Source organism: Marinobacter sp. JSM 1782161, assembly GCF_011421605.1.
Lineage (GTDB): Bacteria > Pseudomonadota > Gammaproteobacteria > Pseudomonadales > Oleiphilaceae > Marinobacter_A > Marinobacter_A bohaiensis.
The window spans coordinates 591778-615855 of the sequence record NZ_WSSA01000002.1 but is presented as its reverse complement, the minus strand read 5'-3'; the positions used below and the strand labels follow the sequence as shown (position 1 = coordinate 615855).

The 24078-nt window shown below is 61.9% G+C and carries 22 protein-coding genes; 5 read left to right on the top strand and 17 right to left on the bottom strand.

Annotated elements, in window-relative coordinates; all coding sequences use genetic code 11:
• Positions 1 to 361: 361 nt before the first annotated feature.
• Positions 362 to 1822 (bottom strand): malate:quinone oxidoreductase, encoded by a 1461-nt coding sequence (locus tag GQB00_RS02755; RefSeq protein WP_165855141.1) that lies wholly within the window; start codon positions 1820 to 1822, stop codon positions 362 to 364.
• A gap of 256 nt (positions 1823 to 2078) precedes the next feature.
• On the opposite strand from GQB00_RS02755, the gene GQB00_RS02750 reads away from it, so the two are divergent.
• The gene (locus tag GQB00_RS02750; protein WP_165855140.1) at positions 2079 to 3461 is read left to right on the top strand and encodes an L-serine ammonia-lyase; all 1383 of its coding nucleotides are present in this window, start codon (positions 2079 to 2081) and stop codon (positions 3459 to 3461) included.
• Between the two features lie 35 nt (positions 3462 to 3496).
• Here GQB00_RS02750 and GQB00_RS02745 read toward each other — a convergent pair whose 3' ends face one another.
• The 6 genes from GQB00_RS02745 to GQB00_RS02720 all read right to left on the bottom strand — a co-directional run bounded on the left by GQB00_RS02745 (position 3497) and on the right by GQB00_RS02720 (position 10370).
• Positions 3497 to 3937, bottom strand: a complete 441-nt coding sequence (locus GQB00_RS02745) for an ion channel (protein WP_111496221.1) — start codon at positions 3935 to 3937, stop codon at positions 3497 to 3499.
• A complete protein-coding gene (locus GQB00_RS02740) occupies positions 3931 to 4974 on the bottom strand; it encodes a DUF2955 domain-containing protein (RefSeq protein WP_165855139.1) in 1044 nt (347 codons plus the stop codon). The genes GQB00_RS02745 and GQB00_RS02740 overlap by 7 nt, the downstream gene beginning before the upstream one ends.
• A gap of 35 nt (positions 4975 to 5009) precedes the next feature.
• The gene (locus GQB00_RS02735; RefSeq protein ID WP_165855138.1) at positions 5010 to 6206 is read right to left on the bottom strand and encodes an HlyD family secretion protein; all 1197 of its coding nucleotides are present in this window, start codon (positions 6204 to 6206) and stop codon (positions 5010 to 5012) included.
• Between the two features lie 17 nt (positions 6207 to 6223).
• A complete protein-coding gene (locus GQB00_RS02730) occupies positions 6224 to 7792 on the bottom strand; it encodes an efflux transporter outer membrane subunit (protein ID WP_165855137.1) in 1569 nt (522 codons plus the stop codon).
• A gap of 54 nt (positions 7793 to 7846) precedes the next feature.
• The gene (locus tag GQB00_RS02725; protein WP_165855136.1) at positions 7847 to 8956 is read right to left on the bottom strand and encodes an AI-2E family transporter; all 1110 of its coding nucleotides are present in this window, start codon (positions 8954 to 8956) and stop codon (positions 7847 to 7849) included.
• 523 nt (positions 8957 to 9479) lie between these two features.
• Complete coding sequence (locus GQB00_RS02720) at positions 9480 to 10370, bottom strand: LysR family transcriptional regulator (protein WP_165855135.1); 891 nt, start codon at positions 10368 to 10370, stop codon at positions 9480 to 9482.
• Positions 10371 to 10491: 121 nt separating this feature from the next.
• Here GQB00_RS02720 and GQB00_RS02715 point away from each other — a divergent pair, with 121 nt between their 5' ends.
• Complete coding sequence (locus GQB00_RS02715) at positions 10492 to 10935, top strand: cupin domain-containing protein (protein ID WP_165855134.1); 444 nt, start codon at positions 10492 to 10494, stop codon at positions 10933 to 10935.
• A 148-nt stretch (positions 10936 to 11083) separates the two neighbouring features.
• Here the strand turns inward: GQB00_RS02715 and GQB00_RS02710 are convergent, their stop codons facing one another.
• The 6 genes from GQB00_RS02710 to GQB00_RS02685 all read right to left on the bottom strand — a co-directional run bounded on the left by GQB00_RS02710 (position 11084) and on the right by GQB00_RS02685 (position 16804).
• Positions 11084 to 11434 (bottom strand): cyclophilin-like fold protein, encoded by a 351-nt coding sequence (locus tag GQB00_RS02710; protein ID WP_165855133.1) that lies wholly within the window; start codon positions 11432 to 11434, stop codon positions 11084 to 11086.
• Between the two features lie 98 nt (positions 11435 to 11532).
• Complete coding sequence (locus tag GQB00_RS02705; RefSeq protein ID WP_165855132.1) at positions 11533 to 12576, bottom strand: XdhC family protein; 1044 nt, start codon at positions 12574 to 12576, stop codon at positions 11533 to 11535.
• 2 nt (positions 12577 to 12578) lie between these two features.
• Positions 12579 to 14900, bottom strand: a complete 2322-nt coding sequence (locus GQB00_RS02700; RefSeq protein ID WP_165855131.1) for a xanthine dehydrogenase family protein molybdopterin-binding subunit — start codon at positions 14898 to 14900, stop codon at positions 12579 to 12581.
• A complete protein-coding gene (locus GQB00_RS02695; RefSeq protein ID WP_165855130.1) occupies positions 14897 to 15364 on the bottom strand; it encodes a (2Fe-2S)-binding protein in 468 nt (155 codons plus the stop codon). Before GQB00_RS02695 ends, GQB00_RS02700 begins: the two co-directional genes overlap by 4 nt.
• A gap of 62 nt (positions 15365 to 15426) precedes the next feature.
• A complete protein-coding gene (locus tag GQB00_RS02690; protein WP_165855129.1) occupies positions 15427 to 16218 on the bottom strand; it encodes a carboxymuconolactone decarboxylase family protein in 792 nt (263 codons plus the stop codon).
• A gap of 109 nt (positions 16219 to 16327) precedes the next feature.
• Positions 16328 to 16804 (bottom strand): cupin domain-containing protein, encoded by a 477-nt coding sequence (locus GQB00_RS02685; protein ID WP_111496232.1) that lies wholly within the window; start codon positions 16802 to 16804, stop codon positions 16328 to 16330.
• Between the two features lie 236 nt (positions 16805 to 17040).
• Here GQB00_RS02685 and GQB00_RS02680 point away from each other — a divergent pair, with 236 nt between their 5' ends.
• Positions 17041 to 17934, top strand: a complete 894-nt coding sequence (locus GQB00_RS02680) for a LysR family transcriptional regulator (protein ID WP_165855128.1) — start codon at positions 17041 to 17043, stop codon at positions 17932 to 17934.
• Between the two features lie 90 nt (positions 17935 to 18024).
• Here GQB00_RS02680 and GQB00_RS02675 read toward each other — a convergent pair whose 3' ends face one another.
• Entirely contained in the window at positions 18025 to 18771 is a 747-nt protein-coding gene (locus tag GQB00_RS02675) for an SDR family oxidoreductase (RefSeq protein ID WP_165855127.1), read from the bottom strand.
• Between the two features lie 131 nt (positions 18772 to 18902).
• Positions 18903 to 19793 carry a LysR family transcriptional regulator gene (locus GQB00_RS02670; protein ID WP_204355768.1) on the bottom strand — a complete coding sequence of 297 codons (891 nt, stop codon included), beginning with the start codon at positions 19791 to 19793 and terminating at the stop codon, positions 18903 to 18905.
• A gap of 173 nt (positions 19794 to 19966) precedes the next feature.
• On the opposite strand from GQB00_RS02670, the gene GQB00_RS02665 reads away from it, so the two are divergent.
• Positions 19967 to 21154: an MFS transporter gene (locus tag GQB00_RS02665; RefSeq protein ID WP_165855126.1), complete on the top strand. Its 1188-nt coding sequence runs from the start codon at positions 19967 to 19969 to the stop codon at positions 21152 to 21154.
• Between the two features lie 40 nt (positions 21155 to 21194).
• On the opposite strand, the gene GQB00_RS02660 is transcribed toward GQB00_RS02665, so the two are convergent.
• Positions 21195 to 22337: a zinc-binding dehydrogenase gene (locus GQB00_RS02660; RefSeq protein WP_165856501.1), complete on the bottom strand. Its 1143-nt coding sequence runs from the start codon at positions 22335 to 22337 to the stop codon at positions 21195 to 21197.
• A 276-nt stretch (positions 22338 to 22613) separates the two neighbouring features.
• On the opposite strand from GQB00_RS02660, the gene GQB00_RS02655 reads away from it, so the two are divergent.
• Positions 22614 to 23525, top strand: coding sequence for a LysR family transcriptional regulator (locus GQB00_RS02655; protein ID WP_111496236.1), 912 nt, complete (start codon positions 22614 to 22616; stop codon positions 23523 to 23525).
• Here GQB00_RS02655 and GQB00_RS02650 read toward each other — a convergent pair.
• Entirely contained in the window at positions 23522 to 24037 is a 516-nt protein-coding gene (locus GQB00_RS02650) for an SRPBCC domain-containing protein (RefSeq protein WP_111496237.1), read from the bottom strand. The two genes, GQB00_RS02655 and GQB00_RS02650, sit on opposite strands and share 4 nt — an antisense overlap.
• Positions 24038 to 24078: the final 41 nt, after the last annotated feature.

Below are 24078 nucleotides of genomic sequence, written 5' to 3'. Positions count from 1 at the left end.
GCCAGAGTTTGCGCAAGCTGAGCGTTACGGCCGCTCACTGGTCACGACGTGCCTTTAAATAAAGCGCGACGCACCGACCTCAAGGTTCACCAGATGTGCTGTTTAGTTCAGGCCGTCGTTCGGCACGTTTTCGAACACAGTCGCGTGCTGTCGCGCCATTGGGCGGTATCTCATTCGGTACGCCGAAAGACTTGCCGATTCCTTGATCAAAACGGCAGGCGATCAAACAAATCGACACCACAGAAATAATCTATAAAGTCTTAATATACAGACCACTATAGAGCACTCTTTATAAAATACGTTAAAATGTCATTTGTACGGATTTTATACTTCCTTTCGTGTCGACAACGTTTTATACCGCTTAATCTGCGGTTCTCTTTATACCTAGCGTCCCGTTGACCGAATCCCGGATTTCCCGATAGCGATCGGGCTCATTGATGAGCGTTTCCAGGTTATCTTCGGGGAAGATCTCCTTCAGCGTCGCCTGCGCGCTCTCTTTCGACACTACCCCGGGCAGCAACTGCTCCAGGCAGCGCAGCATGACCTCGGGTGACACCGAAGCACCGGGCGAGGCGCCGAGCAATGTGCCGTAGGTTTTGTCGCTGGAGACGAGAATCTCGGTCCCCATCTGCAGATCGCCGTCCCGGATGATCTGCACGCGCTGCCCTGCCTCGACCGGCTTCCAGTTGAATTTCCGGCTCAGGCCGGGAGCGAAACTCTCCAGCTCTTCGAACATGCTCTTTTTGCCTTTGAAGGTTTCAGAGACCAGGTACTTCACCAGCGGGAAATGCTCGATGGCGACGCTGAGCAAACCCGGGATGTCGTGGATGCGCATCGACCGGAGGTAATCGCCAAAACCGCGGCCTTTCTCCAGAACCGGTTTGAAGGACGCGAACGGGCCGAACAGCAGGTAATGCCGGCCCTCCGACACCCGCAGGTCCAGATGCGGTACCGACATGGGTGGCGCCCCCACCTTGGCCTTGCCGTAGGTCTTGGCGCGGTACTGGTCGGCTTGCTCTTCGGTGATCTCGGCCTGCAGGAAGCGGCCGCCCACCGGAAATCCCGCGAAACGATTCCGGAACGGCAGGTGGCTTCTCTTCAACAGCGGGAAAGCACCGCCACCGGCCCCGACAAACAGCACGTCGGCCTTGTGCCGAATGGCATCGCCGCCCTTCTCTGTCTCAATCAGCCAGCTTCCCGACGGGCTTCGATGGACGCGCTTCACGTGGGTGCCGTACTCGATCTTTACCCCAAGCTCATTCACGGCGTAAGACGCCATCTGCTCCGTGAGCGAGCCGAAATTGACGTCGGTGCCGGTTTCTATGACGGTCGCCGCCATTTTCTCCTCGCGGGAGCGTCCTTCCATCAGGTAGGGGATCCAGCTTTTGATCTGGTCGAAGTCTTCGGAAAACTGCATCTGTTCGAAGAAATGATGAGCGGACATCTCGTTGAAACGGAGCCTGAGTTCTTCGATGGCCGGTTCAGGCACAATGGTGCAGTGCTTGGTCTGGTTGATGAAGGATTTCGGATCCTGGATTGCGCCCTTCCTGATCAGGTATGCCCAGAACTGCTTGGCCACGTTGAACTGGGCGTGGATCTTGAGCGCTTTCTCAACCGAGATCACCTCTTCATCCACGGGGGTATAGTTGAGCTCGCAGTTGGCCTCGTGTCCGGTGCCGGCGTTGTTGAACACCCAGGAGTTTCCGGCCCCAGGGCCGTCCAGCCTTTCCAGAATCGTGATATCCAGCTCGGGTGCCAGCGATTTCGCCAAAGTGGCAAACGTGGTTCCCATAATCCCTGCACCAATGATGATCACATTCATAACTGTCTACCCGTCCGTTTCACGATGTCTGAGTTCTGCACGCAAAGTGTTGAAAAGAACCTATCATGGTTCAGGCCGGGACGGAAAACCCGCCCATCGAATTCAGACAGTTGGCGGCCCCTCGCGGCATTCATGTCGCAAATCCATGCTTCCAGGTCGTGCCGGAGCGGATCGAACGAGGGATTTCGACCTATCATCCCTGTAACACCAAAGATTTCGAGCGCTCCGGTTCCAGCACAACGTACGGAGGACCGCCATGGCCATCAGCCTTTTCGATATGCTGAAAATCGGTATCGGCCCGTCCAGCTCCCACACCGTGGGGCCCATGGCGGCGGCGCGACGCTTTGCGCGTGGGCTGGAGAAAGACGGGCGACTCCCGGATGTGGCCCGCGTGCACATTCAACTGTTTGGCTCGCTGGGGGCAACCGGCAAAGGGCACGGCACCGGGCCAGCGGTGCTGATGGGTTTGGAGGGGCACCAGCCGGACCGGATCGACCCGGCCATGTTGGCCCCAAGGGTGGCTGACATCCGGGATGAAGAGCGACTCAACCTCTGCGGCAAGCACGTCATCGAATTCATCGAAGCCCGCGATCTGGTCTACCATCGCAAGGCATCCCTTCCGTATCACCCCAACGGCATGCGGTTCTCGGCCAGCGACGGCAGCGGTAACCTCATGATCGAGCGCACCTACTATTCCGTGGGCGGCGGTTTTGTCGTCGATGACAGGGCCGCGGGAGCCGATCGCATCGTTGAGGACCAAACCGCCTTGCCCTACCCGTTCAAAACGGCGGCGGCGTTGATCGAACAATGCGACACCCACGGCCTGTCCATCGCGGACATCATGTTGGCCAACGAACAGGTTTGGCGGTCCGAGTCGGCGATCCGCGAAGGCATACTCAAGATCTGGGCCGTCATGCAGGAGTGCGTGCAGAACGGCATTCGTCATGAAGGCACGCTGCCCGGGGGCCTCAAAGTCAAACGACGGGCTGCATCGCTCTATGCACTGCTTATGTCGGCTGACCGGAAGGACCTGATTTCTCCATCGCTGAGCGCCATGGACTGGGTCAACCTCTACGCCCTCGCCGTCAACGAGGAGAACGCCGCCGGCGGACGCATGGTGACTGCTCCCACCAACGGCGCTGCCGGGATCATTCCCGCTGTGTTGCACTACTACTGGCACTGGTGCCCGGAAGCCGACGAGGACGGCATCGTGCGCTTCCTGCTGACGGCGGCGGCCATCGGCATCCTGTTCAAGGAGAATGCGTCCATATCAGGCGCCGAGGTAGGCTGCCAGGGGGAAGTGGGCTCGGCCTGCGCCATGGCGGCCGCCGGTCTGGCTGCGGCGACCGGTGGGACGACCCGGCAGATCGAGAACGCCGCGGAGATCGGCATGGAGCACCATCTGGGCCTGACCTGCGACCCGGTCGGCGGGCTGGTCCAGGTTCCGTGCATCGAACGCAACGCCGTCGGCGCCGTGCAGGCGATCAATGCCGCGGTGATGGCGTTACGCGGTAACGGAGAACACTGCGTCTCCCTCGATAAAGTCATCCGGACCATGCGCGAGACCGGCCGCGACATGCTCGACAAGTACAAGGAAACCTCTCGCGGTGGCCTGGCCGTCAACGTCATAGAATGCTGACGCGCACCGCGGTTCTATCCGAGGGCAACAGACCTTCAGGGCGCCCCGACCCGCCGGCTGCGCATGACCTTGAAGGTGTCCTGGAAAGTCCACAGCAGCGCTGAGGTGGACACCCCGACCATGACAATGCCATTCAGTGACTCCAGTGGGCCGAGCAGCCGCCACCGTTCGGACATGACCATATCGCCGTAGCCCAGGGTCGCGAAGTTGACGCCGGAGTGATAGAACGCGGTGGCGTAATCGTCGAATTCGCCCAGGTCGTAGAACAGCCAGCCCCAGACACCGATCTGGGCGAGGTTACCCAGCACCAGCAACACCATCACTGCCATCAGCAACAGCAGCCGCGCCCCGATCCGGGGACTTTCCAGCCAGGCGTGATGGCCGATATAGAAACGCAGGGCGGCGATCAGCAGCGCACACTGGAACAGCAGGCACAGCAGCATCACCGTCATACCCACCATCAGATTGATCAGCATAAGGGCTCCTGGTTCGAGGTTGGTAAACGCCGCCGCATGCGCTCGATCAGGCGTGCGGCGAACCAGGCGTAGACCGAGAGCGCGATGAACAGGCTCATGCGCACGGCAAAGGCCCTGTACGGGTCCTTACCATTGAGGGTGTCCTGCACGGCGGGCCCCACCAGGATAAACAGGGTCACCATAGCGTTCTGCCAGAAGCCGGGGCTGAACCGGGTCGTGCCCGGAACCAGCATCCGCCGGCACACGAACAGACTCACCAAAAGCGTCGCCAGGAAGAAAACCCAGAGATTGGGCCGAATCTGCAGCACCCCCCAAACCAGCACCGCGAGCCCCCCGCCGGCAAGGGTGCTGCCCAGCAGTTCGTTGCCCGCTTTGTGCAAATCGGTCTCCGAGGTCTGTTGGCCCAGGGACACCGATTTCATGATCATAGGCACGTACATCGCAGGGTTGGTCAAGGCCAGCAGGTAAACGGGGAATACCAAGGCGGTGGTCCGCAGGGCCGCGTTCCGTCCCGTTTCGCGCCCCTGCGATTGCGGCTCATGCGCCGCGGACGTTGCTGCCGGCCTGGAAGGCAGCGGAAGCCAGGGAAACACCAGCCACTGGCAAACGATGGCGATGAATACGCCGCTCAGTATGGCATCCACCATCGTCAGGGCCGCGGTGAAGCTGAGGGTTCCCACGCAGGAAATCAGCGTCATCCCGGCCATAAAGAAAATGCCCGGCAACGCTTTGCCCAGGTTCACCAGCAAATGGGCGCTCAGGTAGATGCCCAGCACCACCAGCAGTAGGCCGGTCACTGGGTAGTATTCCAGCAGCGGGATCAGCAGCAGGCCACAGCCCAGGGTGATCCCGATCAGCAACATCAACCCCACCAGCCCTTTCAGGCCGATGGGCCGGTCGGATGCGAGCGCCAGCAGGAAGGCGAACAGTGGCGCGATAAAGGGCAGCTCCAGTTGCGCGCCATAGGCAATCGCCAGCGCCAGGGCCGTCACCAGACTCACGCGCCAGCTGCGTCTCGAAGCTGGGGAAACGGGCATGGCCAAGCCTCCTCTGTTAACAGACGTGGAAAAAGTTAATAGACGTAGGAAAAAACGCTCATCATGCGGATATACAGCCGGCCCAGCGGGTTCAGCAGACTGTTGTCATCGGTGTAGGTCACCACCGTGGCCTGCCCGCCAACCCGCACCAGCGTCGGCAATTCGGGATGCTGGGATTCGTCGAACCGGATCACCACCGGGAAGCGCTGTGCCTGGCGCAACCAGTCGCGGTCGTTCTCAATGCTGGGCAGGGCTCCGGGCGGCGGTGGCCGGCCGGCACTCACGCCGAGGCCAACGCTCTCCACCTCGCCGTCGAACACGGCCCCGGGCATGGCGTCGAACAGGATCTCCACCGGCTGCCCTGCACGGACGTAGCGCAGGTTGTTCTCGGTGTACTCGGCGTTGATCCAGACGTTGTGGCTGGCCAGCAAGGTGGCTACCGGTGTCCCCATCCCCGCGAAGTTGCCCACGTCGGTACGCAAGTCGGTGATGCGACCGGCGATGGGCGCGCTCATCTCGGTGTTTTTCAGGTCCAGTTCGGCTTTGTCCACGGCGCTCTGGGCCGCGCGCAACAGCGCGTTGTCCTGGTCGTCATCGCCGCCTTTTTGCAGAATCGCGCCCTCGATATCCGCCCTGGCCTTATCCACCCTCGCCTCGGCCGATTCCAGCGACGCCTGGGAGATTTCCAGGCGCCGGACAGAGATGGTGCCGGGATCGTCCTGGTACATGCGCCGCAGTCGGGAATAATCTTTTTCGGCCTTCGCCCGATCCGCCAAAGCCGCCTCCAGAGCCGCCCGGGCCGACTGCACCGTGGCGTCACCCGCCGCCACCTGGTTCAGGGTGGAATCCAGCTGGGACTGGGCCGCCTGCAGCGCAATCCGGTACTGGCTGCTGTCGATCCGGAACAGGGGCTGGCCTGCGGACACCGCCTGGTTGTTGTCCACCAGCACCGCCTCGACAATGCCGGAAACCTGCGGCGCAATGCCTACCACGTAGCTCTCGATCCGAGCCTGGGTGGTGTACGGGGTATAGCGGTCGGCCAGCAGATACCACAGGAACGACAGCGCCAGCAGGAACAGGACAATCAACTCCCCGGTGTGGCTACCGCCCTGCTCCTGTACCGGCGCCGCTTGCGCTTCCCTGTCTCTGGCGGGCTCGGTTTCCGGCGATTCGGGTGGCTGTGTCGACTGCGCGGACACGGTATCCCGGTCATCGTTTGGTGAGCTGCTCATGACGCGTTGCGCTCCTGTTAGGGGTTATCCGATGCCGTGGCGCCCGCTCCGGCCGCATTGCCTTCGGCTAGCCAGTCGGATTCCACCGGGATCGGCGCGATCAGCAGGTTGCTCCAGTCGCTCCGCTGTTCCATCTCGTCGCGGATGGATTGCGGCAGGTAGTCCGCGACGGGCATGTCCGTCCAGCCGCCACCGAGGGCCCGGTAAAGAGCGATCACCGCGCTGATCTGCTGGCCGCGGTCGATGATGTTACGTTCCGACTGGGTCTCCAGGGCCCGCTGGGCGTCAAGCACTCGCTGGAAATCGGCGTAGCCTTCCTGATAGCGGGAAGTCGCCAGTTTCAGCGAACGCTCGGCCGCGGCCAGGGCCTGGCGGGTGAATTGCAGCTTCGCGTGATTCTTGACGATGGCGGTCACCGCGTCGTCCACCTCGCCGGCGGCCCGCAAGAGGCTCAGGTGATAGTTCTCGATCAGCTGTTGCAGGCGTGCGTCCTGTACCCTGACGTTGTTGGTGAAGCGGTTGTAGTTAAGCAGGTTCCAACTGAGAGACGGACCGGCGCTGATGGTGCGAATAGTCTCGCTGGCAGGCAGACCGGCATCCTGCCAGCCGAGCGTGCCGAACAGTGAAATGGACGGGTACTTGTCCGCCTCGGCGACGCCGATCTGTGAGGTCTGGGCGGCGATCTGGTAGGCCGCGACACGAATATCGGGGCGGCGAATCAGCAGCCCGGCCGGGATGTCGGCGATGGCCTCGGGCTTGATCTCCGGCAGTGCTGGCAGCTCGCCGGTCATTTCCTCTATTGCTCCCGGCGGACGGGCCAGCAGCAGGCCCAGGCTGTTACGGATGCGGACCAGCAGCAGCTCCAGGTCCGGAATCGTGGACAGGGTGCGCATGTACTGGGCCTTGGCCTGCTGCAGATCCAGCTCCGAACTCTCGCCGCTTTCGAACATCTGCGACGTGATCTCGAAACTGCGACGCTGTAATCGGGCGTTCTGCCCGGCGATGGCGATGCGTTCCTGCGTGATGCGGTACTGGTAGTAGAAATCCGCCAACTGCGCGACCAGCAGTACTTGCGCATCCTGCTGATTGGCCACGGAGGCGAAGAAGGCGGCGTCCGCGGTTTCGATGCTACGACGAAACCGGCCCCAGAAATCGATTTCCCAACCTACGAACACGCTCGCCTGGTAGCTGGTGAAGGTGTCACTGTCGCCGCTGCTGGTCTGGCTGGGGCGACGCTCGGTGTAAGCGCCACTGGCGTCGAGCGTTTGCGCTTGCGGATAACGCAGACTGCCGGCAATGGCCAGTTGCGCCCGGCTTTCCATTACCCGTAGGCCGGCCACGTGAAGGGAAATATTGTCCCGCCGCAGGATGCCGATCAGGCGCTCCAGCACCGGATCTTCAAACAGGCGCCACCAGAAGGCCAGTTCAGCTTCCGACAGGCTCGCCTCTTGCAACGAGTCGCCGTAGCCGGGCTGCCACTGTTCCAGCCACGCTGACGGCGGTCGTCGGTAATCCGGCCCCAGCGTGGTGCAGGCGCCGAGCAGCACCAGCGCGCAAACGGGCAGGATCCGCGGCACCCGCGTCATGAGATTGGCGTCTGGCGGACGGTGCAGTTCGGATTCATCACGAGCATCCCGAACTCAGGGCGCCGGCGGCGTCTTTTCCAGGTCCCGTCTGGCCAGTCCGCGATCCACCCAGGCCATGAAAAGCTGGTAGCCGACCGCCAGACCGACAGCGCCGATAAACAGGCCGATGAAACCCGCGGTGAACATGCCGCCCAGGGCCCCCATCAGGATCACCGGCATGGGGGCATCCACACCGCGCCCCAGCAGCAGGGGTTTGAGGACGTTATCGGACAGCCCGGCGATGAACAGGTAGACGGTGAACACCACATTGACCACCACGCTGTTGTCGCTGCCCATCCACATCCAGGCCACCACCGGCAGGAAAACCACCGCGGCCGGGATCTGCAGAATACCCAGCAGCAGTGTGATGATGGCCAGCAGGCCGGCGGCGGGCACGCCCGCGAACATGAACCCCACGCCCAGCAGCACGGACTGGATAAACGCGACGCCCAGCACCCCGACGGCGACCGAGCGTACCGTGGCAATGCAGAGCGTGAGTATCCCGGGGCCGTTGTCGCCGGCCAATCGGACGAATATCCGCTCCATGGCGTTATGCCCCGATTTGCCGTAGCCCATCATGATGCCGGCGATGATCAGCGCCCCCAGAAACAGGAACGCGGCCCCCACCGCCGATCGGGCGCCGGCAACGATCTTTCGGGCCACTTCCCCGAAATGCGGCTGCAGGCTTTCGATAAACCCGGCGGTGTCGGTGGCCGCAAACTGCCAGCTGGCGTAGACCCGCTCACCCACCACCGGCCAATCGGCTACGCTTTCCTCCGGCGGCGGAATGGCCAGCGCGTCATTTTCAACCCGGTCCCTGACCTCGAATACGCCGTTGACGAAGGACGTGGTCAGTCCCGCCGCCGGAATGCCGAGAATCAGCACCAGCCCGAGAACCAACACCGTAGCCGCCCGGCCGTCCCTGCCACCCATCCTGCGGGCCAGTCTCTGGTGCAACGGATAGAGCGCGATGGCCAGGATCAGGGCCCAGATCAGAATGCTCCAGAAAGGCCCCATGATACGGTCGCACAGCACGACCAGGACGACGATCAGACCGAACCGGATCAGCAGGTCCAGGCCGTCGTGCGATAGGATTTTTCTTATAACGCCTGTATCGGTAGACATAGCTTTGTCCCGTTGAGAAAACGCTTGGGTCCACTGCGGCGGCGAAAACCGTCGTCGACCAGCCGTTACCAGTGGAAACGGACACCCAGTGACGGGCCCACTTCGATGCCTGCACGGTCTTGCCGTAGGCCGGTGGCGCGGAAATCAGGGTAAGCGGATCGTGCAACGACTGGTCGAGCTGGTGATGCAGGCGGCAGCGCTCCATGAGCTCATCCGCCTTGTACGGACAGAACAGCTTCGTCCTGAGGATTGGCGAGTATCGCAGCATGGGCCGTCCCTTTTAGCTCATTTCCCATGGGGGCGAGCAACCGCGCCCCTCACGCGCAGACAGCGACCACACTTGGGTTATTTATAGTTGCAAAAAGCAAGCGACTTTAAAAGTAAAACACGCCGCTTTGAGTGCCGCTCACAGAACGATTGCTGCTATGGGCTGCCCGACCCATACCGAGTTGGTATTCAGTGGCACGAGAGGTCGGCGTGGCTCGGGTGTCAGCGGTTAATCGGCGATCCGGCCGGTCCGGCTTCAGCGCAGACGCAAAGCGTCCAGTACCACGCTGAATGCCGCCGTGTGTTGTCGGCGACTGGGGTAATAGAGGTGATAACCCTCGAATGGCTCGGACCACTCCTGCAGTACTTCCTGCAACTCTCCGCGGTCGAGGTGCTTCTGGACCAGGCCCTGCGGCAACTGGGCCAGCCCCACACCCTCAAGGCTGGCCTGGAGGATCTGCAGCACGCTGTTCATGATCAACGGCCCACTGACCCTGACCCGGAACTCCCTCTCACCGCTACCGAACTCCCATGGATAGAGGCCGCCCTGTGTCGGCAGGCGCAGATTGATGCAACGATGCGCCGTCAATGCCTCAGGGGTTGCAGGGGCGGAATACCGCTTCAGGTAGCCGGGTGACGCCACGGTGACCAGCCGCATGGGTGGCGCAATCGGTATCGCGATCATATCCGCGGCGATCACACCTCCCACCCGGACCCCGGCATCAAAACGCTCAGAGACGATGTCCGTCAGACCGTAATCCGTCACCAGTTCGATGGTGAGTTCGGGGTAAGTGTCGAGCAGCGGCCGGAGTTTTGGCCAGAGGACATAGCGCGCGGCGACTTCATCCGCCGTGATGCGAACCGTACCGGCCGGGCGCTCCCGGTAATCGGTGACGGCGGTGACGTGCTCATCGATTTCTGCCAGCAGCGGCGCGACCGACCGCCATAGCCTTTCCCCGGCCTCGGTACGGGTCACGCTCCGGGTGGTTCGAGTCAGCAAACGGACCCCAAGCCGCTCCTCAAGCCCACGCACCGTCTGACTCACCGCCGATGGCGAGACGCCTAGGTGGGCCGCCGCACGCGTGAAATTGCCCTCACGTCCCACGGTGACAAAAACCGCGAGATCATCCAGATGATGGGTCGCCATTATTAAGCTCCGCTTAACGCTTCATTCAGCATTAGATATCTAATCGATTTAATCGGGGCTTGCTACCTTTCTATTGTCGTATCGATCCGATCTCACACCGTTCGCTCAAGGAGCGTTTATCATGAGCACGTCCGACAACACTTCAGAAGACATGCAAATCCATCGCGCCGGCTCAACCGAGGCCATCAAGGGCCCAGCAGACTGGTTTACCGGCAATGTCCGTATCGACAAGGTTTTCAACGCGCCGGAACCGGCACGCGTCGGTATGGCCGTGGTCAACTTCGAGCCGGGCGCGCACACCAACTGGCACACTCACCCGCTCGGGCAGATTCTTCTGGTCACCGACGGTGTAGGCTGGACACAATGTGAAGGCGGCCCCAAGACCGAAATCCGTCCGGGCGACCTGATCTGGTGTAACTGTGGTCGTCGCCACTGGCATGGCGCCACGGACAAAACGGCCATGCAGCACGTGGCCGTCCAGGAAGCACTCGATGGCAAGCCGGTGGACTGGTTTGAGCCGGTCACGGACGACATCTACCTCGCCGGCCCGGTGAAGAAGGATTAGTCGCGGCCCGATGGTCAAAAAGCGGCCCTTTATGGGCTGCTTTGCGCCGTATCTGGCGAAACCCGGAGCGCAAGCCAAAGAGAATGAGCGGCGATGGCACCCAATCCCTCCAGCGCGATTTTTAGTTATCTACTTTTTCCTTTCGCCCTTATTCGACTCTCTCAATCCGCGCAGCCAGCGGGCCGGGTTGCTGCAGCGCATCAATGCTGCCTTCGATCCGGCCCAGAGACACCAGGCCTCTTGCATAGCCGGAATCCCGGTAGAAAATCGCGAGGTTGCCCCAGGGCGCATAGTAAGTGATGTCACCGATGTCCGGATCGTAGCCGTCTGGCGCCTCGTCCGTAGACAGTCGGTCAGGGAGATCGGCCACCTTCTCGATGGCGTGGAAGTCCTCCAGGGACAGATCCAGCGGCAACATCCCGGAGAACTGGCGAGCCGCAGGCGTGTCCTCAAGTACGGCCGTCATCTCCTGGTTTTCGACGATGATGCGTATCTTCATGGTGTTCCCCTTGGGTTCGGAGTCTCCAGCCCAGACGCAGGCCGCCCCCAGTGCCAACACAGTAAGCGCGGTCGTCGTGATCTGCCGAAACCGGTGGCTCATGCTGTTTCGGTTCCCCGCGCTTCTCGCCCGCTCACCGGATCGATGCCGGGCCTTTCCCGCTCTTGGCTCGCCGCCCCACCCTGGCGCACGCGCACGATATCCGCCATCACGGCAAGCGCAATTTCCGCCGGGGTCTTGCTGCCAAGCGCCATGCCAATCGGCATGTGGATGCGCTCAATCTGCGCCGGGCTCAATCCGCCGGAGCGCGCCAGGCGTGCTGCCCGGGCCTGGGACGTGCGTTGCGAGCCCATGACGCCGATATAGAACGCCGGTGTCTTAACGGCGGCCATCATGGCGAGATCGTCAATCCGGGGATCGTGGGTCAACGCCACGATGGCAGTGGCGTCATGGCAGACGCCTTCGGAGACGATAAAAAGAGACGGCAAAATCGCCTGGAATTCGACACCGGAGTCCTCGAAAACGGCGCCCACACCATCGCGCGGGTCGCAGACGATCACCTCGAAACCGAGCGTTTGTGCGAAGCGGGCACAGACCTCGGAGACCGGCGAGACGCCGGCAATAATCAGCCGTGCGACCGGCCCGATACGAATGCGTACACTGCCGCCGTCCCGGGTTCGCTCGACCCGTCCTTCCAGGCGCCCTGTCGATTCCAGTGAGACCTTGCCGCTGGACAATTCCACCTGGCGCTCCAGGTCCCGCTGTCCGGCCATGGACGCCAGGATGGCCTGGAGGTGTGCCCGCGTCGACGCTCGGGGTTCCAGGCGCTCAACCAGAACCTCCAGGATACCGCCGCAGGGCAGCCGGACACGTGGCCGGTTGCCCTCGTTCTCATCGCCGTATCGAAGCACGCTGATCGGTTGGTCGAATTCGCCCTGGCCCAGCCGCTCGAGAAAGTCTTCCTCGACACACCCGCCGGAGAGCGAGCCAACGTGCCGGCCGTCGCTTCGGGCCACCATCATCGAGCCAGGCTCGCGTGGCGATGACCCGAAGGTCGCTAGCACGGTGCAGAGCCATAGAGACCCGCCTTCCTCGAGCCATTGCACGCCCTGCTCGATCACCTGGCGATCCAGTGGCTTCATGCTCACGCCGTGAGTTGACTGCCCACCGGCAGTTCCCGGATGCGTTTGCCCGACGCCGCGTAAATGGCATTACACAACGCAGGCGCTATGGGCGGTAGCCCTGGCTCACCCACGCCGCCGGGCGCGATATCGGGATTGTCGTTGATCAGGTGCGTCCGGATATTGCGCGGCGCATGCCGCATGCGGGCGAAATGGTATTGGTGGAAGTTGTCCTGCTGCACCTGGCCGCCCTGCAGGGTGATTTCACTCTGCAGGGCAATGCCGATGCCCATGATGCAGGCCCCTTCCAACTGGGAGCGAATCCGCTCCGGGTTCACCTGCGGGCCGCAGTCGAACGCCATGTCCACGTTATGGATGACGAGGTCGCCGGAGTCCGCCACTTCCACGTCGAATACCACTGCCGTGTAAGAGGCAAAACTCTGGTGGACGGCCAGCCCCAGTCCGCGGTTGGCGGGCATGTCCCGCCCCCAGCCGGCCTCGGCCGTGGCCTTCTCGACCACCGCGCGCATGCGCCCGATATCAATGGGGTAAAGGTCCGGGTTCTCGCCGTAGTTCCACTGCTCGCCGATGGACTCGGGGTCGATCTGGCGGTCCGGCCCCAGAAGTTCCAGCAGATAATCCCGATGATCGCGGCCCGCGGCTTCCGCCACTTCGGCGGCGAAGCTCTGGATCGCGAAGGCATGCGGCAGGTTGTAGACCGACCGGAACCAGCCGATGCGCACGTGGGCCGCGGCCGGCGGATTCTCCAATTGGAGCGCCGGGATGTCGAAGGGCATGGTGTTAAAGCCCATCCCCAGCTCGAAGCCGCCCTTGTGTTCGGGGTCCGGCCCGAACAGCGAGGTGATGCTCGGCGACAGCGTGCGATGGCGCCAGCCTACCGTCTTGCCGTTTGCATCCAGCCCCGCTTCCAGTCGATCCACGGACAGGGCGTGGAAATAGGAATGGTGCAGGTCATCCTCCCGGGTCCACTGCACGCGAACCGGCCGGCCTTCGAAGGCTTTCGCCAGGGACGCCGCTTCGAAGATGAAGTCCGGCTTGGATTTGCGACCGAAGCCCCCGCCCAGCAAGGTCACGTTGATGGTGACCGACTCGGGTTCCAGGCCCAGTTGCTTGGCCACGCCATCACGGGCCGCCTGGGGGTTCTGGACCGGGGCCCAGATTTCGGCTTTGCCGTCACGAAGCCGTGCCGTTGCAACCGGCGGCTCCATCGGAGCCTGCGCCAGGTGTGGCATGAAATAGGTCGCCTGGACGCTTTCGGAGGCGTTTTTCAGCGCGGTCCCGATATCGCCTTGCGTTCGGATCACCTTGCCCGGCGACTGGGCGCGCTGCTCCAGTTCCTGTCGAAAGGAGGCCGTGTCGTAGCGGGCGTTGTCGCCGGCGGATGTATTGTCCCACTCAATGTTGAGCGCATTGCGCCCCTGGATAGCCGCCCAGGTATTGCCGGCGATCACTGCAACCCCGCCCAGCGGCTGGAAACCACCGGGCTGGGTGGTGCCGTCGAGCTGTTGAACCCCAACGACGCCAGTCACCTGCTTAGCAGCGTCAGCTTCGACCTTGGCGACCTTGCCGCCGTAAACGGGCGGCCGGGCGATCACGGCGTAGAGCATGTCATCAAAATCCACGTCCGCACCGAAGATCGCCTGCCCCGAGACGATGTCCTCTCCGTCGATCGCCAGGGGGCGGCCCTGGTTCATAGCCGACGTGTTCTTGCCGATGTAGCGCCAGGCCTCGCGAGGTTTGAGTTCAAGCGTCTCCCGCTCCGGAACCGGCAGCTCGCGCGCCGCAACGGCCAGCTCGCCAAAGCCCAACTCCCGGCCGGACGGTGTATGCCGGACCACCTGCACATCGGCACTGCATTCGGCCACCGGCACCTGCCAGCGGTCCGCGGCCGCCTGTTCCAGCATCATGCGGGCCGCAGCGGCCGCACGGCGCATCGGGTCGAACCAGTGCCGCATGCTGCGCGAACCGTCGGTGTTCTGGTTGCCGTATTTGGCCTCGTCGCCGGGCGCCTGTTCGACGCGCACGCGGTCCCAGTCGGCACCGAGCTCGTCGGCCGCCACCATCACCAGACTCGTGCGGATGCCCTGGCCCATTTCCGCGCGGTGATTGACGATGGTCACCGTGCCGTCCTCATCGATGCGGATAAAGACGTTGGGATCATCCACCCAGCCGTGAGGCATGGCGTCCGCGCCATACTGCGCCTCCTGCGCCGAGGCGACGCCCCACTTGGCGGCCAGCACAAAGGCGCTGCTTGCCGCGAGTCCCTTGAGAAAGCTGCGACGGCTGACGTTCTCGACGATCAGGTTATCGGAGGATGAGCTCATGCCTTTTCCTCCCCTGCGTCTGCGGCCAGGTGAATGGCCTCCCGAATCCGGGTGTAGGTGCCGCAGCGGCACAGGTTGCCGCTCATGGCGTCGTCGATCTCGGCGTCGGTCGGGTTGGCATTCTGTTTCAGCAGGCCCGTGGCGCTCATGATCTGGCCACCCTGGCAATAGCCGCACTGGGCCACCCCGAGATCCAACCACGCCTCCTGTACACGGCGTCCCACCGGATCCTCGCCAATGGCGTCGATCGTCGTGATGGCCTTGCCCTGGGCAAAGGACACCGGCGTGACGCACGAACGCATGGCCTGTCCGTCGATGTGGATGGTGCAGGCCCCACAAAGCGCCATGCCGCACCCGAATTTGGTGCCCCGCAAACGCACCACGTCCCGAAGCGCCCAAAGCAATGGCATGTCGTCGGGCACATCCAGCTCGTGCGATTGCCCGTTCACGATCAACGTCTTCATTGGCTCTCTCCGTCTTTATATTCTTCTGCCCGCTTAACGTTCTTCTTAAAGTAGGAACGGACTCAGCGTTCAGCAAAGACTTTCTTGAACACCGGCAAGGCGGAAAACACGTTCGGCCAGCCCGCGTAGTAAGCCAGTTGCGTGAGCACCTCGGACGCCTCGTCCTGCGTCAGGCCGTTGTCCATCGCCCGGTTCAGGTGAAACGGCACCTGCTCCACCTTGCCCGCCGCCACCAGCGCGCTGACGGTGACCAGGCTTCGATTCCTCGGGGACAGCCCCGGCCGGAGCCAAAGATCCAGAAACAGGGCTTCGGTCGTGTAATGAACCACGCCCGGCGATACATCGCCGTAGAGGTTGTCAACGTATTCCCGGCGCTTGGCTTCGGCCTCTTTATCCAGCGGAAGCAGCTCCGGGGATGCGGACGGGAGCTGGTCGGCGGTAATTCCCCGATCCTCGAAAATCCTATAGGCGACCCCAACGGCGGTATTGGCATTAGGCCAGCCCGAGTAGAACGCCAGGTGCGTGATGGTTTCCGAGACTTCGGCGGGCTTGACTCCGTTATCCAGGGCCCGATTGATGTGGTAAGGCAGCTCGATCACCTGATTTCGGGCGATCAGCGCGGCGATCGTCACCAGGCTCCGATCGCGCTGGGACAGCCCTTCCCGCTCCCAGACCTCATCCAGAAGCAGGTTCCTGGTGTAGGCTGCCAGAGCCGGTGAGACGGCACTGACTTCGTCAGGCGTTGGTACCCGTTGCGGCAGTTCCATGAACGGACCCGCCTCGGGCTCTTCCGCCCAGGATGGCCCGGCCAGAAGAAGTAGCGACATCGGCAGTACGGCAAGCATGTTTTTCATTGGGCATCTCTTATTTGCGATCCGCTTATCGGAGGAGAAGACTGGCTGGCGGCGCAATGGGGCATGGCCAGAGGGCCGCCACCGGAGAGTAAATGCAGTCAGGCTGGCGTCAGTCCAGGTACTGCTCGTCGCTTACCTGCTCCATCCATTCCACGTTGCTGCCCTCCTTCGCCTCCTGGATGGCGATATGCTGCATCGCGTTTTCCGAAGACGCGCCATGCCAATGCTTTACGCCCGGCGGTGTCCAGACCACATCACCGGGTTTGATCTCAATCTTTTCGCCGCCTTCCTGCTGAACCCAGCCCACACCCTGGGTAACCACCAGTGTTTGCCCCAGCGGGTGGGTGTGCCAGGCGGAGCGCGCGCCGGGATCAAAGGAGACGTACGCGGCAGATACCCGCGACGGGGCTTCGGGGTTCTGCAGTCGGTCCACTCGGGCGTGGCCGGTGAAGTACTGATCCGGTCCAATGAACGTCTCCTGCGAGCCATTCGGCTTAACCACCATCGTGGCAGCGGAGTCCTCCGCAAAGGCGCCGGCAGATGTCATGGAACAGGCAATGGCCGTTGCTGCTGCCAGTTTTTTCATAAGAACTCTCCCCAGGGTATTGGTCGGGACACATTGGTTGATCGCTCCGGCCACGCGCACGGGCGCTGCCCGGAACCGTTTCAAAAGACAGCTGATAGTTTTATCAAAGAGGAGGACGCCGATTAACGAGGGTATATCGAATGCACCAATGCAACAGATTCATTAATCAAGCGCGCTATAACAGCTATGATGAATAATCGGCCGCCCGCACCGACCCGAAACAGACTGAGGATTCGATGGCACAGGAAGGTTATAGCGACCTATTGGCGTTCATTGCTGTGGCGCGGCAAAGAAGCTTTACCCGCGCCGCGGCACAGCTCGGGCTGTCACAATCGGCCTTGAGCCATCGAGTGCGGGGGCTTGAGGAACGGCTGGGCCTTCGCTTGCTCACACGGACGACGCGCAGTGTTTCGCCAACCGATGCCGGCGAGCGACTGCTCCAGAAAGTGGCGCCGAAATTCGAGGAAATCGAAGAAGATCTGGCCAACCTGGAGGAGTTTCGGGATACACCGGCTGGCAAAGTCCGGATTACGGCGACGGACCACGCGGCACGTAACGTGCTCTGGCCCAAACTCTCGAAAGTGCTTCACGAATACCCTGACCTGGAGGTCGAGATCACCATCGATTACGGCCTGGCCGACATTGTGGCGGAACGCTACGACATGGGCGTTCGCCTTGGCGGACAGGTTGCCAAGGATATGATTGCGGTCCGGATCGCGCCCGACCTGAGGATGGCCATTGTTGGCGCGCCGGAATACCTCGACGGAAAACCTCCGCCCCGCACGCCGGAGGATCTCACCAGCCATAACTGTATTAATCTGCGACTGCCCACCAAAGGCGGCCTGATGGCCTGGAAGCTCCGCCAGGGAGACCGGGAACTGAGTGTACGCGTTAGCGGCCAGCTGACGTTCAATAACTCCTACCAGATGCTCGATGCCGCGCTGGAGGGCTACGGCCTGGCGTACCTGCCCGACGATGTCGTGGGCCCGTATGTCACCGAGGGACGGTTGCAATACGTGCTGGAGGACTGGTTCCCGACGCATCCCGGGCTGCACGTCTTCTACCCTCACCGCAAACAGTCGTCGCCGGCGCTGGCCGTCCTCGTGGATGCGTTGAGATACGACGCCTGATGCCCGGACCGGGTGGCGTCAAACCCACGAAAACATGGCTCCGACATCAGGCCGGCTCACCAGTCGGTGAACCGGCCTGCCCCGAGCGCATTAGATCGGCTGTGCCGTCGGACGGAACAGGATCTCGTTAACGTCCACGTCGTCCGGCTCGCTCATGGCGAAGGCCACCATGCGGGCGAAGCTTTCCGGCGGGATCGCAATCTGGCTGACGAAATCCTGGGTCTGCTCCCGGATTTCCTGGTCACTGATGTGGTCAAGGAGCTCGGTGGCAACGGCACCCGGTGACAGAACGGTCGTGCGGATATTGTACGGCTTCACTTCCTGACGCAGCCCTTCGGACAGCGCACGAACGCCGAATTTAGTGGCGCAGTAGACGGACGCGTCAGGTCCGAGTTTGTGCCCGTATACGGAAGACACGTTAAAGATGTGGCCGGATTTCTGCGCCTTCATATGAGGCAAAGCGGCGCCAATGCCGTAGAGGGTGCCCTTCAGGTTGACGTCAATCATCTGCTCCCACTCGTCAAATTTCAGGTCCTCGAGCGGAGCCAGCGGCATCAACCCGGCGATGTTCAGCATCGCATCAACGCGGCCGAAGGTCTCAACCGCTACATCAACCAGATTCTGGACCTGTGCACGATCGGCCACGTCAGTCTGGACCGCCTTGGCCTGGAAGCCCGCCTCGGTCAGTTCCGCGGCGAGCGCCTCGATACGCTCCAGGCGGCGGGCGCCCAGCACGACCGATGCGCCACGTTCCGCCAGCAAACGTGCGGTGGCTTCCCCGCAACCGCTGCTGGCTCCGGTGATGACGGCCACTTTCCCCTGAATATTGTCGCTCATGATGTCCTCCTGTTCAGGCTCACTGTTTATCAACAGGATTGATCGTAGAGTCGACAAATCCCGGGATATAGGGGGTTAAAGTGGTCGCAGCTATGCATCGTATTCATCAATGGTGCTTTTGATGGTCGCGCCTACTCGCGATAGTGCAGGCGATCAATCACCAGCCGGAACGCGGAACTGATCTGGCGACGTCCCGAATAACACAGGTGATAGCCCTCAAAGGGCGGGCACCAATCCGCCAGAACCCGGCGCAGGGTTCCGTCCCGGATATCGTCGACGACCTCCGGCTCCGTAACGAACGCAATGCCATGTCCCTCCTTCGCGGCGTCGATGCAGATGTCGCTCTCACTGAAGACAAACGGGCCGGACACCTTCTTCACGATCTCTTCGCCGTCTTTCTCGAACTCCCAGTCGTAGGGCGACGCATGGGAGTGGAACCGCAGCTGCAGACAAGCGTGATCGTCAAGGTCGGTGGGATGCTCGGGGACGCCGCGTTCACGGAAGTACTCCGGCGACGCTACCGCCACCATTCGAATGGGCGGACCAACCCGAACGGCAATCATGTCGGGGCTGACGAACTCCCTGAGCCGGATGCCGGCATCGAAACGGTTTTCGGCCAGATCGGTCAGTCGGCTTTCCAGGTTCAGTTCGATCTGAACCTCGGGGTAATCGCGGACAATCTTCGACAACTTCGGCCAGAGCACCCGCGCGCCCGCCTTACTGGCGGACAACCGCACCAGGCCCCGTGGCGCATCGCCCAGCATGCGGATTTCCTCAATGCGGGCGTTAATCTCGCCGAAACTGGGCCGCAGGGTCGCCAACAGCTTCTCGCCCGCGTCCGTCGTCGACACCCGCCGGGACGTACGATTGAGCAGTTTAACCCCGACTGAGGCTTCCAGCCGGCGCACGGAATGACTGACGGCGGACTGCGATAGCCCCAGGCGTACCGATGCCCGGGTAAAGCTGCTTTCCTCGGCCACGGTCATGAACACGGAGAGATCGCCCAGTTCTTCACGCATCATTTATCACTCATTTGGCATGATTGCCTACCTTAAACGATCTCCAACGGCTTAAGAACGCCAAATTGATGCACTGAATTCATAGGCCCCATCGTCCGGCGGCGGTTGTTGGTAAAGGGCGACAAGACTAGTGTCCGTCCGGCTAATTCGATGACCGACGACTACCCGGGAGTGCAATGACGAGTTCAAATCAAACGTTGGCCACGGGCGGCTCAACGAGCGCGTGGAGTGCCGTCTTTTCCATGTCGCTCTGTGTGGCGCTCCTGATCGCTTCGGAGTTTATGCCTGTCAGCCTCCTGACACCGATCGCCGAAGGCCTGGGGGCCAGCGAAGGCCAAACGGGCCAGGCAATCTCGGTCAGCGGCTTTTTCGCGGTGATGGCCAGCCTACTGATGACAACGGTGGCCGGCCGTCTCAATCGCAAGGTGATATTGCTGTCGATGACGGCACTGATGCTCTTCTCGCTGGTCCTGATCGCCAGCGCACCGAACTTCGCCGCACTGATGCTGGCACGGGCTCTGCTCGGAATCAGCATCGGCGGATTCTGGGCCCTCGGCACGGCGGTCATCATGCGGCTGGTGCCGCCGGAGTTCGTGTCTCGCGCGCTCTCCGTGATGTTCACCGGGCAGGCGGTGGCGGCTGCCTTCGCTGCACCGCTGGGCAGCTACCTCGGAGGTTTTATGGGCTGGCGCGGCGTTTTCTGGCTTCTGGTGCCGCTGGTTGCCATCAACCTGGTCTGGCAGTGGGTATCACTGCCCTCGCTGCCGGCTAATCAGCGACAGACCATCGGCACGCTGATTCACGTTCTCAAACGCCCCTATTTCGCCCGGGGCATGGCCGCCACGATGTTCACGTTCGCCGGCGCTTTCGCCATGTTTACGTATCTCAGACCCTTTCTTGAAACCGTCACCCAAGTGAACGTGACGGTCCTGTCCATTCTGTTATTGGTACTTGGCTTTATGGGGTTTGCGGGCACGTGGTTGGGCGGAAAGTTCTCGACCCGTCACGCCATACGGCTGCTCCAGTTGATGCCGTTGACGATGGGGCTCGTCACTCTGGGGCTGATCGAATTCGGGGAGCTGGTGTTGGTCACCGGTCTACTCCTGGCGGTCTGGGGTGCCTTGAACAATGCCATCCCCATCAGCTGGATGACCTGGCTTTCGCAGAACGTCGATGACGCACCGGAGGCTGCCGGCAGCCTGATCGTTGCCACCATCCAGGCCTCGATTCTTTTGGGCGCAGCGTTTGGCGGGTTTCTGCTGGACCACGTGGGTATCGCCGCCACGTTCGTTGGCAGCGCGGCGCTCTCCGGTATCGCGGTGCTCCTGGTCGGTTCCGGTCGAGGGCTTCTCAAGGCGTCCTGACCCTGAGTTTCAACGCTGGAGTCTGCACTGCGGGGCTGCCTCAGGAAGACAACCCAAACCTCGAGCCATGTTCGCCCCACTCCGAATCCGGGACAATCACGATCTTGCCCAGGTAACCGCTGCCCCGGTTGACGAAGTAACGCTCCGCCTCATGCAGGTCGGAGAGTTTGAACGCCGCATGCAGCACCGGTTTGAGTTGGCCACCGCGGATCCAGGCGACCAGCTGCTCCGCTTCCTCACGGGTGCCATGGGATACGCCGAAGATCTGGACCTGGTACAGGTAAATGCGCGTCCACATGATTTCGGACAGATTGCCGGCGCTGGCCCCGGCGATGCTGAGCCTGGGGTAGTCGCCGCGGGCGCTCATGTCGAAGATCATGGTGTCGATGAAGCGGTCGGTCATCTCGCCGCCGGCCAGGTCCATCACCGCGTCAATGGGCGCGCCTTCGGTGACGGCTTTCACCCGTTCCTCGAACGCGTCCATATCGGATCGATCCAGCACCGCCTCGGCCCCCAGGGCCTTTAGCGCCTCGGCCTTGCTCTGCTGGCTGAGCGCGTATGGAATGGCGCCGACGATCCGGCACAGTTGGATGAGCGCCGTCCCCACGCCGCCACTGGCGCCGGTAACCAGCACCCGCTCGCCCTGCTTGATGCGGGCCGAGGTCATCATGTGGTAGGCGGTCTGGTAAGAACACATGCCCATGGACGCCAGCTCGGCATCGGCCAGCTCGGGGTTAGGCACATGGTGAAACTGGTCGGAAGGCAGGGCCACGTATTCGGCGAAGCCACCGTCAGCGCCGTGGCCGTAATAATCCGGCGTCAGATTGATGTCGCGCCGGTCGTCGGCGTAGATGTTGAAATCCAGCAGGCCCCGCTCGCCCATGCGGGAGGCATCAACGCCCTCACCCACGGCAACCACCTGGCCGACGATGTCGGCGCCCTGGATACGTGGAAAGGTCAGCGTCGGTTCGCCCCCCATGGCGAAAGACGTCACGTCGCCCTTGTCCTTGGTCGGGTAAAGGCCCTCACGCGCCTTTCGGTCCGTGTTGTTCTTGGCGGTCGCCGTCACTTTCACCAGCACCTGGCCCGGCTTGGGTTTGGGCGTCGGCGTATCCTGGTAAACCAGCTTGTCCACGTCACCGTGGCCTGTCAGCACCATGGCTTTCATGGTTTCCGGAATCACGGGGTTGCTCATCGTGAAGCACCTTTTATCGCTGTCGTCGCTGTCGTCGCTGTCGTCGCTGTCGTCGCTGTCGTCGCTGTCGTCGCTGTCGAGAGACATGAGAGGGTCCTTTTCAGACCTTAGCAAACCCGTGATTGGGTGCCTACGCCCATGAACGTTCGCGGTGTCGATCATCCTGCCCGTCAGCGTTTACCCTGCTTTACTATCGCCCGGGAACGTTGCATTCCGATAGCATGTAACCCATATCTGCCGTACATCCACGCCGGAACCCGACGAATGGCCGACCTTCGCAAACTCGACTTCAACCTGCTCAAAACCTTTGATGTCCTGATCGATGAACTCAGTGTTACCCGAGCCGCAGAAAGGCTGGCGCTCACGCAGCCGGCCGTCAGCGGCATGCTGACTCGTCTGCGCCAGAGTTTCGATGATCCGCTTTTCGTTCGAGCTCAGCACGGCGTTGTCCCCACCACGCGGGCACTGGAGCTGGCCCAGCCCATTAAAGCGGTGCTGTCCGATATCGAAAAATTGCTCCAGCCGGTAGCCTTCGACCCTAAAAGCGTTCAGATGCCCCTCACCATTGCGGCAACGGATTACGCGTTACGCGCGGTTGTCGTTCCGTTTCTGGAGCGGCTGCGGTCGCTCGCTCCCGGCATACGCGTGGCCGCACGGGCCCTCGACCATTCAAAGATTCAGGGGCAGTTCGAACGCGGTGAAGTGGATCTGGCTCTGATGACGCCAGAAAGCGCACCGGCAGACTTGCGCGCCAGGCACCTGTTTGATGAGAGGTATGTCTGTATCTTGCGCGAAGACCACGAGATGGCCCGTGAAACTCTGTCGCTGGACGATTTCTGTTCGCTCGATCACGCGCTGGTTTCGTTTGAAGGCGGATTCAGCGGAATAACCGACACGATGCTGCAGGAATTGGGACGCGAGCGGCGGATCGCCTTTTCCGTACCCAGCTTTCTGGTCCTGCTCGAAGCCCTGCGTGTCAGCGACCTGGTTGCCGTGGTGCCCTATCGGCTGGTCAAGGAGGAGCCTGGCCTGTCATTGCTTGAGCCCCCAATCCCCATCCCCGGTTTCTCCAAGGTATTGGCCTGGCATGAACGCACCCACCGGGATCCTGTCCACCAATGGGTGCGCAACTTGCTGGCCGAGCTCTTCGAGGAGCGTCAGCAGGCGACCGATTAGATCGTGGCTTGTTCCTTCGCGACACGAATCAGGCCATCCAGCCATTCCTGGTGGGCGTTAAGCATTGGGTTGGGACTGGTCGCAGCCAGCTCCTGCGCTGGCTGCCCAACCTGGGTTTCCTGAGTCAAAACCCGTACCCGGCCGCCCGGCAAATCTTCTAGCAGCCAGGCGTGATGGACATCAAGGCGCTCGGCCTCGTTTCCGTCGACCCAGCCATGCCAGGCGACACGCGCCGGCTGATCGCCGCGTGGGGCAACGTACTCAACAACCTCGGATTCGACTGGGAAGCCGAACGTGGTGAAACGGAAACGCGCACCGTCGCTCAATTCCGGCCCGCTGGCATCATGAAAACGGATCTCGAAGGCATTGCTGTAGTAGGTCGGCCAGGCGTTGGTATTCACCAGATAGGGCCAGACATCGGCCACACTCAGCCCGGCGACGATGACTTCGTTGGATACAAAATTATCGGTGGTTCCCGGCAGGTAATTTTCCGGCCAGACAATATCAGCCATGGCTCATCTCCTCAGTCGTTTGGATCGCAAATCATCGATCG

Excerpts from the sequence above, each read along its gene's own strand:
- GQB00_RS02755 (WP_165855141.1), bottom strand. The coding sequence starts at position 1,822 with ATGAATGTGATCATCATTGGTGCAGGGATTATGGGAACCACGTTTGCC.
- GQB00_RS02750 (WP_165855140.1), top strand. The coding sequence starts at position 2,079 with ATGGCCATCAGCCTTTTCGATATGCTGAAAATCGGTATCGGCCCGTCC.
- GQB00_RS02745 (WP_111496221.1), bottom strand. The coding sequence starts at position 3,937 with ATGCTGATCAATCTGATGGTGGGTATGACGGTGATGCTGCTGTGCCTG.
- GQB00_RS02740 (WP_165855139.1), bottom strand. The coding sequence starts at position 4,974 with ATGCCCGTTTCCCCAGCTTCGAGACGCAGCTGGCGCGTGAGTCTGGTG.
- GQB00_RS02735 (WP_165855138.1), bottom strand. The coding sequence starts at position 6,206 with ATGAGCAGCTCACCAAACGATGACCGGGATACCGTGTCCGCGCAGTCG.
- GQB00_RS02730 (WP_165855137.1), bottom strand. The coding sequence starts at position 7,792 with ATGACGCGGGTGCCGCGGATCCTGCCCGTTTGCGCGCTGGTGCTGCTC.
- GQB00_RS02725 (WP_165855136.1), bottom strand. The coding sequence starts at position 8,956 with ATGTCTACCGATACAGGCGTTATAAGAAAAATCCTATCGCACGACGGC.
- GQB00_RS02720 (WP_165855135.1), bottom strand. The coding sequence starts at position 10,370 with ATGGCGACCCATCATCTGGATGATCTCGCGGTTTTTGTCACCGTGGGA.
- GQB00_RS02715 (WP_165855134.1), top strand. The coding sequence starts at position 10,492 with ATGAGCACGTCCGACAACACTTCAGAAGACATGCAAATCCATCGCGCC.
- GQB00_RS02710 (WP_165855133.1), bottom strand. The coding sequence starts at position 11,434 with ATGAAGATACGCATCATCGTCGAAAACCAGGAGATGACGGCCGTACTT.
- GQB00_RS02705 (WP_165855132.1), bottom strand. The coding sequence starts at position 12,576 with ATGAAGCCACTGGATCGCCAGGTGATCGAGCAGGGCGTGCAATGGCTC.
- GQB00_RS02700 (WP_165855131.1), bottom strand. The coding sequence starts at position 14,900 with ATGAGCTCATCCTCCGATAACCTGATCGTCGAGAACGTCAGCCGTCGC.
- GQB00_RS02695 (WP_165855130.1), bottom strand. The coding sequence starts at position 15,364 with ATGAAGACGTTGATCGTGAACGGGCAATCGCACGAGCTGGATGTGCCC.
- GQB00_RS02690 (WP_165855129.1), bottom strand. The coding sequence starts at position 16,218 with ATGAAAAACATGCTTGCCGTACTGCCGATGTCGCTACTTCTTCTGGCC.
- GQB00_RS02685 (WP_111496232.1), bottom strand. The coding sequence starts at position 16,804 with ATGAAAAAACTGGCAGCAGCAACGGCCATTGCCTGTTCCATGACATCT.
- GQB00_RS02680 (WP_165855128.1), top strand. The coding sequence starts at position 17,041 with ATGGCACAGGAAGGTTATAGCGACCTATTGGCGTTCATTGCTGTGGCG.
- GQB00_RS02675 (WP_165855127.1), bottom strand. The coding sequence starts at position 18,771 with ATGAGCGACAATATTCAGGGGAAAGTGGCCGTCATCACCGGAGCCAGC.
- GQB00_RS02670 (WP_204355768.1), bottom strand. The coding sequence starts at position 19,793 with ATGATGCGTGAAGAACTGGGCGATCTCTCCGTGTTCATGACCGTGGCC.
- GQB00_RS02665 (WP_165855126.1), top strand. The coding sequence starts at position 19,967 with ATGACGAGTTCAAATCAAACGTTGGCCACGGGCGGCTCAACGAGCGCG.
- GQB00_RS02655 (WP_111496236.1), top strand. The coding sequence starts at position 22,614 with ATGGCCGACCTTCGCAAACTCGACTTCAACCTGCTCAAAACCTTTGAT.
- GQB00_RS02650 (WP_111496237.1), bottom strand. The coding sequence starts at position 24,037 with ATGGCTGATATTGTCTGGCCGGAAAATTACCTGCCGGGAACCACCGAT.